Genomic DNA, 16897 nt, shown 5'->3' on the forward strand with positions numbered 1-16897 from the left:
CTATGGGGTCTGCCCGAACCAATACGTCATATACAAACGGAAGCGCAATTCGCTGATGTCTGTCGACTTGTATTTATCGGTTTCCTTGAACATTCCCAGGAACTCGTAGCCGGCTCTTAAGCCGAATTCAAGGCCGTTGTATTTCCAGCCAAAGGCAAACATCGCATCAAGCCAAAAATCGTTCGCATAGTCTATTTCATCATCTGAGTAGATTTCATCGTCGCCTAATTCGACTTTTTCTTCGACAAACGGGAACCGAAAACACGGGCCCACCGCCACGAAAAAATTGTCCGACGCAAAATAGTCCCACAACACGGTAATTTCCCAAGCATTCGTCATGACAGAATCCTTAACCGTGCGGTGCTGGTATTCATATTCGCTAGAAAAACCGAAAGCACCATCGACACCTAGATCCACAAGCACCGACATTCTGCTTGCCACAGGGAACGCCATTCGGAAAGCAACACCAACCCCAGCCGACCAGTTGTCATCGTAAAGGTCAGCGTCTTCCCCGGTCATATAAGACGGTCCAAGGCCCAACATGATGCCCATGCTGAATTTTTGGAAAGCCCCGACACCAGCCAAGGCGGGAGTTGCGAGAAGCAAAGACAGAAGAATGATGACAATTCTATTTCGCATAGCTCTCCACCGGGATTTCAACGGCACGATCATTCACTCCGCCAGACAGAATAAGCGAATCGGGAAGCGGATTTACATTCAAGTACACGATTTTCTGAACGGGCACGTTCAAGAATTGCGCTATCTTAAAAGATTCCTTCGTTTCAAAATTGATGTCCACGGGTTCCACGGCAATTGCCCCCGGTTCTACGGCCCAGTAATGTTCGGTATACGAAGTATCTACCAGAGTCACGGATTTCTGCTGAACAGTATTCGCATTATTTTTTTCGAGGACGGCACTTATATCTATAGAAAGTGCGGCACGATTTTTCTTGGCATCCGAAACAGAAAAGCTGATTTTTCCATTTTTGTCGGCATAAAGAATGTCTTTAATGACGATGGTCGTGTCATGCTTAACCCACTCGTCTCCAACATAATAGCCCGTCAGCGAAACCGTATTGATAGAGTCTTTCGACTTGTTCAGGTTCATTACGGACGGCACGTATGTATCTCCCTTCATGTAAGGAATATCATCCTGTAAATACGACATCAGGGATTTAGTCTCTCCCGTATTCTCGTTCTTGACTTGCAACGTAAGGAACGAGGCTTCCTTAAACCCATAGTAGGTATCAAAATAGGTACAGCCCGTATTAGGGTTACAGCCACTCAGTTCGGATTTTTTCAACAAAAAATTGCCCAGTACGATTCCGCAATTTTTCGACTTGGAATCAACGCGGCAACGCAATGCAAAGTGAATAGAGGAAAAGTCCGTAAGGAGCACCTCGTTTTCCTTTTCTTCCCAGATGATATAATGTTTATCACCGCTGTCCAGGCCACAGGCAGCAAGCAAAAAAGAAACAGCAAATAAGAAGGCTAACTTTTTCATCAAAATTAAATATAAACTAAAATGCACAGAAAAGAAACGTTATTTACAAAAAAGAAAGGCCTCCGCAAAGCGGAGGTCTTGTGAGCCTCAAGCGATTCGTATCAACGAATCGTGGAGGCGAAAGTGAGGCGATATCATATTCCTGGATTTGCAACAGAGCCGAACGGTCTTGTAATAACAGAAAAACCCTGGCATAGCCAGGGTTTTTCGTAAAAGCAATTTCGCAGATTAGCGCTTGCTGAACTGGAAGTGCTTACGAGCCTTCTTGCGGCCGAACTTCTTACGTTCAACGGCACGAGAGTCGCGAGTCATGAGGCCTTCCTTCTTGAGGGCGGGCTTGACTTCGGCGTCGTTAGCAACCAGTGCGCGGGAGATGCCGAGACGGACAGCGCCCATCTGGCCAGCGATGCCACCGCCACGAGCGGTAACTTCGACGTCCCATTCTTCCGCGTTGCCGAGGATGGCGAACGGAAGGTTAGCAATCATGTTCTGCACTTCAGAATGGAAGTAATCCTTGAAATCACGACCATTGATAGTGCGCTTGCCGGAACCCGGCTTCAGGATCACAGCAGCGATGGCGTTCTTGCGACGGCCAGTGCCGCGGTAGATCTTCTTAGTTTTTGCGGTAGCGATAGAGGTATCCTCCGTTCTTAAAGTTCTACAACTTCAGGTTTCTGCGCGGCGTGCGGATGTTCGGCACCGGCATAGATTTTGAGCTTCTTGATCATCTTGTGACCGAGAGCGCTGTGCGGGAGCATGCCCCAGATGGCAGCTTCGAGCGGTGCAGTCGGGTGCTTTGCCAAGAGGTCGGCAAAGTTGATCCAGCGTTCACCGGCGATGTGACCGGTGTGGTGGAAGTACTGCTTCTGCAGAGCCTTGTTGCCGGTAACAGCAACTTTTTCAGCGTTGATCACAACCACGAAGTCGCCAGTGTCGACGTTCGGGGAGAAGATGGCCTTGTGCTTGCCCATCAGGAGCTTTGCAACTTCAGAAGCAACGCGACCCATAGGCTTATCGGCGGCGTCCACAAGCTTCCACTTGCGTTCGACGTTCTTCGGGTTTACCGTAATGGTCTTCATGTAAATCCTTTTTGAGTTATTCCGGAGCAAAGTCGCCCCGTGAAATGCTGCGCTAAATTTAGAAGAAAAAACGCGGCTTTGCAAGGGTAAAAAAGTACGATTTTTCGAAAAATCTGCGCCACTTTAGGCATTTTTACTCTATCAATTGATATAATTATATTTATTGATATAACAAATTTCATACTTTAGGGGGCGACAAAGCTTCTGGAAAACCGTAAAAGGAGGTCTCCCCGTTCCGAGGATTGTGGGCACATAAGCAATAAATTGCAAGTGCCCACTAACCGGTCTAGCCCGGGAAGACAATAAGGCGGTGAAACGCGATAGAGTCAAGCGGGCTCCGTGAGCGAAAAGCGACTCGTATTAACGAGTCGTGTTCGCGAGAGCGAGGCGATATCACATTTTCATGACAGCAACAGAGCCGAGCGGGCTCTTTATAGCCGAGCGGTCTCATAAACAACAAACTCCGAAGCGTCCGCTTCGGAGTCCGTTGTTTGGTGTATTGAGTACTCTAATTATCTCGTCACTCTTACAGACTGCATCTGGCCAGTGGTACGGCTGCGCAGGTAGTAGACGCCGGAGCTCTTCACAGCGCTAGAGGTCTGGAGGATTTCCTTGGCGGCATCGAATCCGTAGGCAGTGAGTACACCCATGTGGACACCGTTCTGGTCAAACACGTGGTAGTCCTGACGGCTGTTGTTGTCGAACTTGACATTCTGCTGCACGAACTGCGGTTCACCGGCATCGCCCTTCACGAAGTTGATGTAGTCAATGTCGAAGTATTCCTGAGTCACTTCCATGCGGAGGATATGCTTGCCGGCCGGGAGAGTCACCTTCTTGCTCACGTCAGTGAATTCGTCGTAGCTGGTTCCCGTGACTTCGAAGTCGGCGAGAGCCTTGCCGTCGAGGGAGAGCGTGAATGCGCCCGTGCCTTCGGTAGCGACAGAAGCAACCGCGGTGTATTCGCCCGCTTCGGCAACGTTGATGGTGTATTCGTACCAGTCACCGGTATTGTTGTAGCCGAGAGCAATGCCCGTAGCCTTCTTGTAAAGGTCGGCACCGGTATCCTTGCGGTAGTCGGAATCACCGTGGTTTTCGCCATCGTCGGCATAAGAAGCGTTGCTCGTGCCGTCTTCGTTCTTGCCCTTGCCCGGAATGTCGAAGTCTTCGACTTCAATCTTGCCCGGAACGGCGAGAGCTTCACCCTTGAACGGAGTCTGCGGTTCAGGTTCCACCGGAGTGATTTCGCCCGTAGGAAGGCCCGTCGTGTTCACGCCCTTGTTCTTGGAGAGGTAATCCTTCAACCAAGTCATGGCCGGACGGTCCTGGCCGTTCCTGATAATACCGGAGTTACCGCCAGAGGTCCAAGTAGAACCGTAGATGTAACCCCAGAGGGTGATACCGGCAATGTGTTCATTTTCCATGAAGTAGGAGATCTGCTGAGAGTAGCAGTTCTTCTGGTCGTTATCGTCGTTGGAAGCGATATCGTATTCAGAGATGAACATCGGCATCTGGGTCTTGTTCCAGATTTCTTCAATCGCGCTCTTGAGCGTATTGATGTTCAAGCAGGAACCGCCACCGCCCTGGCCACCAGCCTGACCGCCGGAAACCTGCATATCGTGAGCCTGCAAGCCATAGGCGTCCACCGGAGCGCCAGCTTTCTTAAGCTTCTGGATAAGGTCGATACCTTCGTTCTTCTGCCACTGAACGGTATTGTAGTCGTTATAGATGAGGATTGCATTCGGCCAACGTTCACGGGCCATCTTGAATGCGGTCACCACGAATTCGTAGTTACCGTTGTCGCCACCGAGAGCCGCGATGATATTGTTGTTCTTGCCGTAGCCAGAGTGGTAGCTGCCGCCCGACTTAATGGCTTCGTTCACCACGTCAATCATTTCGAGTTCGGGGTAATGCTGCTTGACGGCATCCATCCAGTTCGTGATGGCGGTCTTGGTATCGGCAGCGCTAAGGCCATTCAACCAGTTGGGGTACTGGGAGCCCCACACCAGAGCGTGGAACTTGAAGTGGCCACCGTTATTCTTTGCCCAGTTATAGGCAGCGTCGCAACCAGACCAGTTGTAACGACCGCGGGTACCTTCGATAGATGCCCACTTACATTCGTTTTCGGCCGTAATCTGGTTCCAGAGGGACGTAAAGTCGCTACGGACCTGGCCGTTAGTGGTAATGTTACCGACGAATTTGGCTGCACCATCAGCCAAGCCCGGACCGGCAAAAGAGAAAGTTGATGCTGCGAGAGCGACCGCAGCAACCTTCGTTGCTGTAGAGATTATCTTTTTCATATCCACACATCCTTTTTTGATGGTTTTTCATCCCAAAAACCATTATTAATATATCCCCTAAAAAGGGCGTTTTTTCACGGAAAAAGGGGATTGTCATGGACAATATGTCCATAAAAGCGTAAACAAAAGGAAACAAGTCCCGGAGCATTCGCCCCGGGACCCGTTGTTTGGTGTATTGAGTTTTGAAATTTACCTAGAAATTCTCACAGACTGCATTTTTCCGGTCCAGCGGTTACGCAGGTAGTAGATACCGGAGGCCTTGATGTCGCCCGTGCTCTGGAGAATTTCGGCAGCACCATCGAAACCGTAGGCCGAAAGCACGCCCAAGTTCACGCCGTGCGCATCGAACACAAAGTAGTCCTGCAGGCCGTTTTCATCGATCTGGATGCTCGGCTGGACAAACATCGGATCATCTTCGATTTCAATCGGTTCGGGGTCGGTAGCATCTTTACCCTTCACGAAGGTGAAGTAGTCGATGTCGAACCAGGAGCCAGTCACCGTCATGCGGAGGATATGCGTGCCGGCCGTGAGGGACACGTTAGCCTTGACCTTGTTGTAGTCGTCGTAGTTTTCTTCGCCGGACTTTGCAGCAGGAACAGTAATCACGTTGGTGAGTTCCTTGCCGTCGATAGAAAGCTGGAAGCTGGATGTCGAACCTGCGGCAGCCACGGCTGCGAACATGGTGTAGTCGCCCGCTTCTTTTACGTTCACGGTGTATTCGAGCCAATCGCCTTCGCTGTTGTAGCCCACGATGATGCCGGTAGCCTTCTTGTAGAGGTCGACACCAGTCGTGTCCTTGCGGTAATCCGTCACGTCGCCGTGATTTTCGATATCGCTTTCGCTGTAAGAGATGTTGCTCACGCCATTGGTTTCGCCGATACCGGAAATATCAAAGTCTTCGGCTTCGATTTTGCCCGGGATGTCGAATGCAGAGCCCTTGAACAGCTTGCGCGGCACAGGATCGACCGGAGTGAGCACACCCGTCTTGAGGCCAGTCGAGTTCACGCCCTTGTTCTTGGAGAGGTAATCTCTGAGCCAGGCCATGGCGGCGCGGTCCTTGCCGTCCTTGATGATGCCGGAGCATCCGGGAGCCTTTCCGTTACAGTCGAGCCAGGTGTGGCCATAGACATAGCCCCACAAGGTAATGCCCGCAACATGCTCGTTTTCCATGAAGTGCGTAATCTGTTCCTGATAGCACTGCTTCTGGATATTATCATCGGTAGTCGCAATGTCGTATTCGCTGATGAACATCGGGGTCTGGGTCTTGTCCCAGATTTCCTTGGTAATGCTCTTGAGCGTATTGATGTTCAAGCAGACGCCGCCGCCACCGGTACCGCCCTGGCCACCGCCCTGGCTCATCATGTCGTGGGCCTGCAAGCCGTATGCGTCGACCGGAGCACCGTTTTTCTTGATGGTCTGGATAAGCTGAATACCCTGGTCCTTGTTCCACTGGACGGTGTTGTAGTCGTTATAAATGAGGATAGCCTTCGGCCAACGTTCACGGGCCATCTTGAAGGCGGTCGTTACGAACTGGTAATTGCCACCGTTATCGCCACCGAGTGCCGGAATGATGTTGTTGTTCTTGCCGTAAGGAGAATGATAGCTGTTGTTGCCCGTGCGGATAGCTTCGTTCACCACGTCGATCATTTCGAGATCCGGGTAATGCTGCTTGACCGCATCGAACCAGGCGGTAATCGCCTTCTTGGTTTCGTCAACGCTAAGGCCATTGAGCCAGCTCGGATACTGGGAGCCCCACACCAAAGCGTGGAACTTGAAGTGACCACCGTTCTGCTTTGCCCAGTTATAGGCAGCATCGCAGGCGCCCCAGTTGTACTTGCCGCGCTGACCTTCGACGGAGCCCCACTTACAGCCGTTTTCAGCTGTCGCCTGGTTCCACAGTTTGGTAAACTGGTCATTAGGACCAGGAGCCGTGCCAGACTGAGTGATGTTACCGATGAACTTGGCCGCGCCATCGGCAAGGCCGGGGCCAGCGAACGACGGAACGGCACAAGAAAGTGCGACCGCCAAAGCAGAGAAAGAAAGTTTCTGTTTCATGAAACCACATCCTTTTTTAAAGTTACACCATGCTCCTATAAAATTATCCTGAAACGCACGAAATAATCCTAGTCGGAACAGTGATTCCATGGACAATATATCCACAATGACGTAAACAAAAAAAACAAGCTCCGGAGCGTTCGCCCCGGAACCCGTTGTTTGGTGTATTGAGTCTTAAATTATCTAGAAACTCTCACGGTATGCATCTTGCCTGTAGTGCGGCTACGCAGGTAGTAAATGCCCGAAGACCTGATGGCGCTAGAAGACTTGAGCAGGTCGGATGCGGCATTGAATCCATAGGCCGAAATCAGTCCCAAGCGGTTACCTTGCATGTCGAACACGTAGTAATCTTGAAGCTTGTCGTTCGTGAGTTCGAGGTTCTGGCCGATAAAGGTTTCCTGGCCCGGATTTTCGATCGGTTCGGGGTCAGTCGCGTCCTTGCCCTTCACGAAGGTGAAGTAGTCTACGTCGAACCAGGCGCCCGTTACGTCCATGCGGAGGATGTGCTTGCCTGCCGGGAGAGTCACGTTGGCCTTGACCTTGTTGTAGTCGTCGTAATTTTCTTCGCCTTCCTTGGCGGCAGGAACCGTAATCACGTCGGTGAGCGCCTTGCCATCGAGGGAGAGCTGGAAGCTGGAAGTAGAACCTGCGGCAGCGACGGCGGCAAACATCGTGTAGTCACCTGCATCACCCACGTTCACGGTCCATTCGAGCCAGTCGCCTTCGCTGTTGTAGCCCACGATAACGCCGGTCGCCTTCTTGTAAAGGTCGACACCGGTGTCCTTGCGGTAGTCGCTATCGCCGTGATTTTCGGAATCGTCGCTATAGGACTGGTTGCTCGTGCCGTCTTCGTTGACGCCCTTGCCCGGGATATCGAAATCTTCGGCTTCGACTTTACCCGGAATGGCAATCGGTTCTCCCTTGAACGGGAGCTGCGGTTCGGGTTCAACCGGCGTGAAGGTCACATCGTTCTTGCCCTTGCTTAAGTTGTTCGCAAAGTATTCTTCGAGCCAGTTCATGGAAGCGCGCTTGCGGCCATCTTTTTCAATAAGGCCGGTGTTTGCAACCCAAGTAGAGCCGTTGATATAGCCCCAAATGGTAATGCCCGCAACCCACGGAGTTTCCCACATGAACGGAATCTGGTTTGCGTAATCGTTTTTCTGTTTGGTATCGTCCGCTTCGCCGATATCGTATTCCGAAACGAGAAGCGGGAGGCCCGTCTCGTTATGGATTCGAGTCATCTTGCTTTCGAAATCGTTCTTGCTCATGCCCTTACAGTCGTGAGCCTGCTGGCCGTAGGCATCGACCGGAGCACCGTTCTTGACAATAGTCTGGATGAGTTCGATACCTTCGTTGATCTGCCAGGAAAGCGTATTGTAGTCGTTATAGATAAGCACGGCTTTTGGCCAGCGTTCGCGGGCCATCTTGAAAGCGGTGGTGATAAAGTCGTACTGGTGCTTGCCATTTACAACGCGGTCACCGCCGAGGGCTTCGATAATGTAGGAGCCGCCGCATTCGGTATCGTCGGTGCTGTGGCCTTCGGCACCTGCAGCAGGCTTGCCGTAACCGGAGTGGTAGTTGTTACCCGCCCAAATGGCTTCGTTCACCACGTCGATGTATTCGAGGTCCGGGAACTTAGCCGCAACGGCATCGAACCATTCGGTAATGTACTTTTTGGTGAGTTCTACGGTAATGCCCGGATTTTTCTTTTTGCAGAGGAAGTTCGGGTACTGCGAGCCCCAAACGAGGGCGTGGAACTTGAAATGGCGTTCACCCGGTTTTTCCTTGGCCCACTTGTAGGCGCTTTCGCACTTGTCGAAGTTGTCCCAGGCGAACTTGCTTGTACCGCTGTTGCCGTTAGAAAGGGAATGGATAGAACCCCACTTACAGCCGTTTTCGGGAGTAATCTGGTTCCAGTATTGGGCAAAGTCGCTACGAATCTGGCCACCCGTAGTAATATTGCCCAAGAATTTTGCACCGCCATCGGCGAGAGCGGCATTTGCCATGGTCGCAAAGCCTGCAATGGCTGCAATAGCAAGAGAGAGGGGTAGCTTTTTCATAACCAACATCCTTTAAAAACATGAACACCATAGGTAAAAGTACCTTACAAAAAGGGGAAATTACCTCATCAAAAGCAAGATTCCTTGGACAACGAATCCATGCTTTTCAAATAAAGAAATGCGCACAAAACGCTTTTTACACGGAAATGTGTAAGATTTATTCGTTGTTTAGCAAACTTTACGCAAAATATATTGCATTTCAGCAATAAATGTGTAAATTTATTATGGAGTGAAAACAAAAGGGTATCATAAAAAAGGAGTATTTATGCGTAACCCCAAATTCGCAAGTATCGCTAGCCTGGCACTGTTCGGCTTGTTCAGCAGCCAAGCTTTCGCCTGGAGCATTGACGGCGTGGTCAAATCCAAGGTTTCCGGCCGTTTGCTCGGCGGTGTAAAAATCAACACATTCAACTTCGGAGGGTACGAAACAACCTCCGGAGAAGATGGCACATTCCGCCTCAGCAGCGATGACAACACGGGCATTTTCGCCAACGCCTACACCGCAAATGTCGCCCTCCACATGGAAGGCAACATGCTCACCATTTATAACGCGGATGCACGTTCTCTCAGCGTGTCCGTGATCAACTCCCTTGGCAAGGTTCTCAAGAAAAGCAACATCGAAAACGTCCAGGGAATCGTCTCCCTCGACTTGGGCAAGCTTGCAAAAGGCGCGAAGTTCATCCGCGTCAGTGCAGACAACCGCAACAGCACCTTTATGTTGACCGACAAGGGTGCAGTCAAGGCTCTCAAGAAGGAAGGCGACCTGTTGCCGATGCTCCAGTTCGCGCTGGATGGTTATGCCAACTTTGTCTACCAAATGCAGAGCGAAACCGAGACCGGCGTGACCATCGAAATGGTAAGGCCCTCTGCCGACGCTTCTTCCAGCTCTGAAGCTGTTGAACCGCCGAAATCTTCTAGCTCTCAACAGGTTGAACCGCCGAAGTCTTCCAGCAGCGCCGGCAGCGACGAACCTATCGTAGTCGATTGCTCCGGCAAGACTGCAAAGGTCGGAGATAAGCAAAACATGTCCGTGACCGTCGATGGCAAGCAGCGCACCTTTATTATGCACATTCCGAGTGCCTACAAGGGCGACAAGCCCGTACCGCTCGTTATTGACTACCACCCGATTGGCGGTTCCGGCAATGGCGAATTCGGAAGTTCTCCGTACAAGGCCAAGACTGACCCCGAAGGCGTAATCACGCTTTACCCGGACGGCACTAGCAAACCGGGTGGAATGGGTAACGGCTGGAACGTCGGTCCGTGCTGCTCCAACGATGACGACGTCAAGTTCTCTTACGCAATGATTGACAAGCTCAAAGAAATCGCCTGTATCGACCCGCAGCGTATCTACGCAACCGGTTTCTCGATGGGTGGCGGTATGAGCAACCACGTGGCTTGCATGATGTCCGACGTCTTTGCAGCAGTCGCTCCGGCAGCTATGGACTTGAACAAGACCAATAGCGCCGCTTGCAAGATGTCACGTCCGATTTCTGTCATCAACTTCCGCGGTACGAATGACCCGGTCTGCAAATATCAGGGCGGCGATAGCGGATTCAACGACGGCCTGAACTTCCTCGGCGCCGAAGGCACCTTCAGGTTCTGGGCCGAAAAGAACGGCTGTACTGGCGCTCCGACCAAGAACGCCAATGGTTGCGACGAATACTCCAACTGCCAGGATGGCACGAAGGTTGTTCTCTGCACCAAGCAGGGCGGCGGCCACGACTACGGTGACGCAAGCATCGGCTGGCCGTTCCTGAAGCAGTTCACGCTCCCGGCAAGCTTCGTGAAGTAAGTTCTCTCTCACAAACGAATCTTAGTACTCCTAAGAATACCTCCTAAAAACCAACCAAAGAACCCCTCGCTTGCGCGGGGGGTTCTTTTGGTTGCATGGAGTCATGAAGCGTTCTAGGCGGCACTTAGCGCACTTGGATGCGCTGGGTGCGGCCGGCGGCGGTGCGGACGAGGTAGACACCGCTGGCGTAGCCGGCTTGCTTGAGCGAAGCGGCGAGCGATTCTGTAGCGGTGGCACCGATGTCGGCACGGCCGAGGAACTTACCTGTCGCGCTGAAGACGTCAAAGGTTGCGCTTGCTCGCTGGAGGGCGGGAGCGGTCGCAAAGCGCGTCGTGGTTTGCGACGGGTCCACGAATTCGAGCCAGTCGAGGTTCACGTAGTTACCCACGATTTCGAGCTTGAGCACGTGTTCGCCTTCGGTAAGGTTCACTTTGCCTGCTTCGTATGTCGAATAGGTTTCCCAGTCGGCACCTTGCGGCACGATGATGTTATCTGTAACCGCATTACCGTCGACGTAGAGCTTGAAGCCCACATTTTCAGAAGAGGTCGCGTAGCTTGCGTTCACGTTGTATTCGCCCGACTTGGCCACCTTCACGGTGTATTCGAGCCATTCGCCTTCTTGCGTGTAACCGATGGCGTAGCCATTGCCTGCTTTAACGATATCGACGGCGTCGTCGCGGTATTCACCGCCCTTGTTGTCGTCATCTTTGTCGAGGTAGGCCTTGCCCGAACCGCCCACATCGTAATTTTCGACTTCGATCTTGCCCGGGATTGCGGCGGCGACATCCTTATAAGGCGCCTGAGGAATGATCGGTGTAATGTACACGCGATAGCCGTACTTGGTATTCGTGATATTCACCGGCACCGTAATCTTGCCGTCGCTCACGTCATATTCCTTGTCGGACACCAGGTTCGTCGAGGGTACGGCCTTGTCCTTGTTTTCCCAAACCACGTATTCCACGGTCACATTCACCTTGTTGCCGAATGCAGAAGGAATACCCGAAATGTTCACGTTGATATCGCCCTTGGTGTTTCCGCCGAGCACGATGCTTGCAAAGCCTTTCTTCTTGTCGAGGGCGGCAAAGCCATCAACACCATCGCTCTTGTCGTTGGGGGGGACAACCTTTGCCATGTAGCCACTCATGTCGCCATACCACTTATAGAGCCACCAGCCGCCACCGCGTTCGTTATCCTTGGTGAGCAGGCTACCCAAGCGACCCGGAAGCGGTACGAACCACCAAGAAATCATGGCGCTTTCGACACCGTGACGTTCGAATTTAGCGATAAAGGGAATAGACAGGCCCGGGCAACCTTCTTCGCTGTGTTCGGTCGAAGAATATTCGTTGATGCTCAGCGGGCGCGGCTTGACGTTGTATTTCTTTTCGAGGTTACGGTAAGTTTCGACAGAACCCACGAAGCCACCGCTACCCCACTGGTGCCAGCTGACCACGTCGGGCATGCAGTTGTTCTGCGAACAGTACTTCACGAATTCTTCCATCTTGGAACCATGATAGAAGGAGTACGACGGGCCAATGATTTTGGCACCGGGGTCCATCTGGCGGATCAAATCGTAAGTCTGTTTCCAGAGACCGGAATTGAAGTCAATGCTCGATTTCCAGGTATCGTTCGGTTCGTTCCAAATTTCGTAACCGTCAAAGTTCTTGTTGTTCGATTTGAGCTTGTCGTTGATGACCGACTTGACTTCGTTTTTCCAGTGATCCATGTTCTGGAACTTGTACGGCCAGCCGGGCAATACGTCGGCCAGGCGGATCTGGATTTTGGCACCAATGCTTTCGACACGCGGAGCCACAAGGAACGCACCACCGATAGGCTGCTGGCGACCGCTACCGCTGCGCGCCGGCGAAAGGAATACGTTCGGTTTGAGAGGCGCCACATCTTTTTCGATATTGCTCGGGAGCGTCTCGGTCAAGCCATAAAGCGAACCGGTCGCCACATGGGTCACCGGCTTAATGCTGTCGCCCAGGCTTACATTCAGGTTTACCGCGGCACAAATGCACGACGGCAGAATAAACGGGAGAAGTACTCGAAACTTCATAATGACCATCCTTTTCAACCAATTTAAAGATATCCAAAAAAAGCCCAAATTGCGGACTCCTTCAAAAAACACTTTTGCAAAAATTTCAATCACCAAAATTTCACAAAAAGGCCCGAAAAAGTCAGATTTCTTGCCGAGTGGAGGCAACTGGCATTAGCCAGTTGTCGGAACGAAGGACGAGCAATGACTAACTAATCCTTTTGGAGCTCTCATAAGTCATTGTTCGTGTTCATGAGAAACGTCCCGGAATTTCTTCCGGGACGTTCATTGCATGGGGTGTGGAGGTTCGGGGTCCCAGATCAAGTCCGGGATGACAATTACTTTACGTTGATGCGGTAAGCCGTACCCGTCTTAGTTTTCACCAAGTAAGTACCCGAGCGCTTGACCGCGGCCGTTGTCTTGGCCTGCAAATCTTCGATACCAACTGTGCTAAATTTAGCAACAATTCTGCCCTGCATGTCAAACACGCTATAGTCGCGAACGGCATTATTTGCCATTTTTACGCCACTCGGCAGAATCGGGGTCCGACCTTCGGTTTCCTCATTGGCATCTTCGGTAATATCCTTGTCAGGCTGGTTTTCGTAAATCTTCTCGATTTCAGTTTCGCCGTACTTAGCCGGGGCGATTTCCTTGTTCCAGCCGAAGTTGCGGAATCCGAGCAGCGAGTATTCGGTCGGGTCGTTCAACTTTTTGCGGATCGGAGCCAGGCGGAAGGTGTGAGAATATTCGCGGTTCGCCTTGAGCTTGTAAGCATCGAGCGGTTCGGCACCCCAAGAGTTGATACCGCCAACACCCATCTGGTGCAAGTCCACGCGAAGCGTAATATCCTTGTCGCGCTTGAGTTCCCACGGGAGCTTTACGTTGGAAAGCTGTTCCGGAGTATAATGCTGGGCGCTGAATTCCATGCGCGGGTTACCCACAATCATTAAGCCCTTGCCATCGTTGTTGGTGAGCGTCGCCCACTTGACATCGGTACGCTGGCCGGTTTCGCCAATTTCCATGTACTTAACCGTCATAGAATCGGCAACCGTCGAATAGAGGCCCATGAAACTTCCGCGGTTACGGCCCATGTAGTTTTCATCGGGGCCGCGGCCAAACCAGCGGACCTTTTCGTAGCCGCCCGGCACGGTAAAGAGCGTTCCCACGTTCGGCAAGTAGCTCTTGGAGCCATCGGGATTGAGCGTGTAGCTCACCACGATATCGCCACTACCGTATACGTAGTAAGTCATCTTCATCTTGGTGCTGCCCACATCGGGGAAGCTGAAGTTGAAGGTCACCTGGGTTTCTTGCTGAGACACTTCCTTGACTTCGGAGGTCACGTTGCGTTTCAGGCTTGCCTTGCGCCATTCGCCATGCCCCTTTTCCATGTTGAAGCCCTTGTCGTTGTCGATCGGGGCGCGCCAGAAGTTCGGAATGCCGCCGTTCTTGATAATGGTATCGTTACCGAGCACGTAGCTTGCAAGCGTGCCGTTCTTTTCGTCGAAGCGGATCTTGAAATCTTTGCCCTCGATTTCGAGACCGTTGGTTTTGTTCACCTTGTAAGTCGGCAAGGTGCTGATATCGATTTCAGTAGACCAGAGCTGGCCCAAATCGATGCCGAACTGTTCGTGGGCAATGCTATAGCCGGCCTTAGCCCAGAGTTCGTCGTTCTTGAGGCGGAAATCGAGATCCAAGAAGTACTCGGCACCAACTGTGGTTTCGATTTTCGGCATGTCAATCGTGATTTCTTTCTTCTGGTTCGGGCCAACGTTCATCTGCGAACCGTTCAGCTTGCCTTCCTTGATGACCTTGCCGTTTTCCTTGATAGACCAGTAGCCATCGAGGAAATCTCCCAGGTTCTTGTAGAGGTAGCGGCTTTCAATCTGAATCTTGCCCTTGGCGGCATCAACGTTCTTGACGCGGACCTGAGCGTACTGATACTTGACTTCCCAAATTTCGGGCTGCAAGGCGCGATCAGGGAATACGAGGCCGTTTGCGCAGAAGTTGTCGTCGTTCTGCCAGTCGCCCCACATGCCGCCGAATTCAAAATACGGCGTACCCTTGTGGCGGAGCCCCTGGTCAATGAAGTCCCAAATAAAGCCACCGAAGCTGCGCGGGTTAGCGTAGAAGGCGTCCATGTATTCTTGCAGATCGCCCACGGAGTTACCCATGGCGTGTTCGTATTCGCAAAGCATAATTGGCTTGTTGGCGTCGTTGTAGTTACGCACGGCGTCCGGGCCAAAGTACATCCAGCTGTTCACATCGGCGTTATTCCAGTCGCCTTCGTAATGCACAAAGCGGGTGGAGTCAATCTGGTGGGCGCGTTCGCGTTCCGAGGCGAACACGTTACCGTTACCGGCTTCGTTACCCAATGACCACAAGATAATACTCGGGTGGTTCTTGTCGCGCTGCACCATGGAATTCATACGGTCCACAGCGGGGGCACGCCAGTCGTCGCTATTCTTGGGCAAGCTGTTATTTGCACCATGACTTTCGACGTTTGCTTCGTCAATCACGTAAATGCCGTACTTGTCGCAAAGATCGTACATGTAGGGGTTATTCGGATAGTGCGACATACGGAGAGCGTTAATGTTAAAGCGCTTCATGAGAATCACGTCTTTTTCCATGCGATCGTATGTAACCGCGCGGCCGTTATCCGGGTCGAGTTCATGGCGGTCAACACCATGGAATTTTACCGGCATGCCGTTCACATACAGGCGCGGAGCACCATTATCCTTCTTGATTTCGATTTTGCGGAAACCGATCTTGTTACTTTCGACCTGCACGATGTTGCCCTTGCTATCCTTGAGGGCGAGCACCGCCGTATACAGGTTCGGAGTTTCTGCAGACCACAGCTTGGGCGCGGTATACGGGATTTCGAAGTAGATATCCTTTTGGCCGCCGTTCGAGCCAATGCCCGAAACCGACTTGGATACAGGAGCAATGACTTCGGTTCCATTTTCGTTGTAGAGAGAAAGTTCTACAGTGTAGTCGCCAGAGGCAGAACCCGTGGAGTTGTAAATCCAGGTTCTGGTCTTCAAGATACCATCTTTGTAGTTGCTAGCAAGAGTGGCGTCGATCTGGAAGTCCTGAATATGCACTTCGGGCACGGCGTAAATGTACACGTCGCGCATGATACCGGCAAGGCGGATAAAGTCCTGGTCTTCGAGCCAAGAGCCGTCGCACCAGCGGAACACCTGAACGGAGATATTATTTTCGCCTTTGCGCAAGTACTTGTTGATATCGAATTCATGACCCGTAAAAGAGTCTTCGGCGTAACCGACATAGTTGCCGTTTACCCAAACATAGTAGGCGGATTCAACGCCTTCAAAGTGCAGGCGGATGCGTTTGCCGCTCCATTTTTCGGGAACGGTGAAGTTACGGCGGTAATGGCCCACTGGGTTAAAGTTGGTCGGAGCGCCCGGAGCAGACACGTTATTGTTCTGCGCCCACGGGTAAACCACGTTGGTGTAAATCGGATGGTCGTAACCCAGCAACTGCCAAGAAGACGGCACCGGGATTTCGTCCCAGCCAGAGACATCGTAGTTGTCTTTGTAGAAATCGTTATTGCGCTGGGCGGGTTTTTCGACATGGAAAAATTTCCATTTGCCCGAAAGGCTCTGGTACCATTCAGAAGCATGGCGGTCGCCCTTCACGGCTTCTTTGACCGTTGTATACGGCATGGACGTTACGTGCGGAGTAAGCACATTCACGGCAAACACGCGGGGCTTGCCATTCCATTCATCATTGGGCTGAGCGTTTGCGGTCGTTGCAAACGACGCGCATAAAGCCGCACAAGAGGCGGCAACCGAAACCAAGAAGTTCTTCATAATGACCTCACTTAAAATTCCACACCATAAGTAAAGATATCTTTTACAAGAAAAAAAAGAACTCCCTTTTAGGGAGTTCTCGTTGACAACTTATCAACGCTTGGAAAGCCGTAAAAGGAGATCCCGGGTCAAGCCCGGGAAGACAATTAGAAAGCAAGTGCATGGATTGCTTCGCCCCAAGGGGCTCGCAATGACGTGCGAGGCGAGTGCAGCGACAGGCCGCTTACGGACTGCCATTGCCGAGC

At 51.9% G+C, this 16897-nt stretch carries 10 protein-coding genes; 1 reads left to right on the forward strand and 9 read right to left on the reverse strand.

Annotation, left to right across the window (positions count from 1 at the left end; genetic code table 11):
* The 7 genes from B7988_RS10925 to B7988_RS10955 all read right to left on the reverse strand — a co-directional run bounded on the left by B7988_RS10925 (position 1) and on the right by B7988_RS10955 (position 8995).
* Positions 1-639 (reverse strand): hypothetical protein, encoded by a 639-nt coding sequence (locus B7988_RS10925; RefSeq protein ID WP_088657934.1) that lies wholly within the window; start codon positions 637-639, stop codon positions 1-3.
* Positions 629-1504, reverse strand: a complete 876-nt coding sequence (locus B7988_RS10930; protein WP_088657935.1) for a hypothetical protein — start codon at positions 1502-1504, stop codon at positions 629-631. Before B7988_RS10930 ends, B7988_RS10925 begins: the two co-directional genes overlap by 11 nt.
* A 228-nt stretch (positions 1505-1732) precedes the next feature.
* A complete protein-coding gene (rpsI, locus tag B7988_RS10935; protein ID WP_088628047.1) occupies positions 1733-2137 on the reverse strand; it encodes a 30S ribosomal protein S9 in 405 nt (134 codons plus the stop codon).
* A 17-nt stretch (positions 2138-2154) separates the two neighbouring features.
* Positions 2155-2583 carry a 50S ribosomal protein L13 gene (gene rplM, locus B7988_RS10940; RefSeq protein ID WP_073055384.1) on the reverse strand — a complete coding sequence of 143 codons (429 nt, stop codon included), beginning with the start codon at positions 2581-2583 and terminating at the stop codon, positions 2155-2157.
* Positions 2584-3095: 512 nt separating this feature from the next.
* Positions 3096-4880, reverse strand: a complete 1785-nt coding sequence (locus tag B7988_RS10945; RefSeq protein WP_088657936.1) for an endo-1,4-beta-xylanase — start codon at positions 4878-4880, stop codon at positions 3096-3098.
* Between the two features lie 189 nt (positions 4881-5069).
* Positions 5070-6935: an endo-1,4-beta-xylanase gene (locus B7988_RS10950; protein ID WP_088657937.1), complete on the reverse strand. Its 1866-nt coding sequence runs from the start codon at positions 6933-6935 to the stop codon at positions 5070-5072.
* A gap of 179 nt (positions 6936-7114) precedes the next feature.
* On the reverse strand, positions 7115-8995 hold the full coding sequence (locus B7988_RS10955; protein WP_088657975.1) for a cellulase family glycosylhydrolase: 1881 nt from the start codon (positions 8993-8995) through the stop codon (positions 7115-7117).
* A gap of 265 nt (positions 8996-9260) precedes the next feature.
* Between B7988_RS10955 and B7988_RS10965 the strand changes: the two genes are divergently transcribed.
* Positions 9261-10787 carry a PHB depolymerase family esterase gene (locus tag B7988_RS10965; protein WP_088657939.1) on the forward strand — a complete coding sequence of 509 codons (1527 nt, stop codon included), beginning with the start codon at positions 9261-9263 and terminating at the stop codon, positions 10785-10787.
* Between the two features lie 124 nt (positions 10788-10911).
* Here the strand turns inward: B7988_RS10965 and B7988_RS10970 are convergent, their stop codons facing one another.
* Both B7988_RS10970 and B7988_RS10975 read right to left on the reverse strand, forming a co-directional pair.
* Positions 10912-12843: a carbohydrate-binding protein gene (locus tag B7988_RS10970; RefSeq protein ID WP_088657976.1), complete on the reverse strand. Its 1932-nt coding sequence runs from the start codon at positions 12841-12843 to the stop codon at positions 10912-10914.
* Between the two features lie 317 nt (positions 12844-13160).
* Complete coding sequence (locus B7988_RS10975) at positions 13161-16652, reverse strand: glycoside hydrolase family 2 TIM barrel-domain containing protein (RefSeq protein WP_088657940.1); 3492 nt, start codon at positions 16650-16652, stop codon at positions 13161-13163.
* Positions 16653-16897 lie beyond the last annotated feature (245 nt).

It is taken from the genome of Fibrobacter sp. UWB1 (assembly GCF_002210325.1).
Classification (GTDB): domain Bacteria; phylum Fibrobacterota; class Fibrobacteria; order Fibrobacterales; family Fibrobacteraceae; genus Fibrobacter.

Bases quoted from the DNA above. Each gene is read 5' to 3' on its own strand.
- B7988_RS10925 (WP_088657934.1), bottom strand. From the start codon at position 639: ATGCGAAATAGAATTGTCATCATTCTTCTGTCTTTGCTTCTCGCAACT.
- B7988_RS10930 (WP_088657935.1), bottom strand. From the start codon at position 1,504: ATGAAAAAGTTAGCCTTCTTATTTGCTGTTTCTTTTTTGCTTGCTGCC.
- rplM (WP_073055384.1), bottom strand. From the start codon at position 2,583: ATGAAGACCATTACGGTAAACCCGAAGAACGTCGAACGCAAGTGGAAG.
- B7988_RS10945 (WP_088657936.1), bottom strand. From the start codon at position 4,880: ATGAAAAAGATAATCTCTACAGCAACGAAGGTTGCTGCGGTCGCTCTC.
- B7988_RS10950 (WP_088657937.1), bottom strand. From the start codon at position 6,935: ATGAAACAGAAACTTTCTTTCTCTGCTTTGGCGGTCGCACTTTCTTGT.
- B7988_RS10955 (WP_088657975.1), bottom strand. From the start codon at position 8,995: ATGAAAAAGCTACCCCTCTCTCTTGCTATTGCAGCCATTGCAGGCTTT.
- B7988_RS10965 (WP_088657939.1), top strand. From the start codon at position 9,261: ATGCGTAACCCCAAATTCGCAAGTATCGCTAGCCTGGCACTGTTCGGC.
- B7988_RS10970 (WP_088657976.1), bottom strand. From the start codon at position 12,843: ATGAAGTTTCGAGTACTTCTCCCGTTTATTCTGCCGTCGTGCATTTGT.
- B7988_RS10975 (WP_088657940.1), bottom strand. From the start codon at position 16,652: ATGAAGAACTTCTTGGTTTCGGTTGCCGCCTCTTGTGCGGCTTTATGC.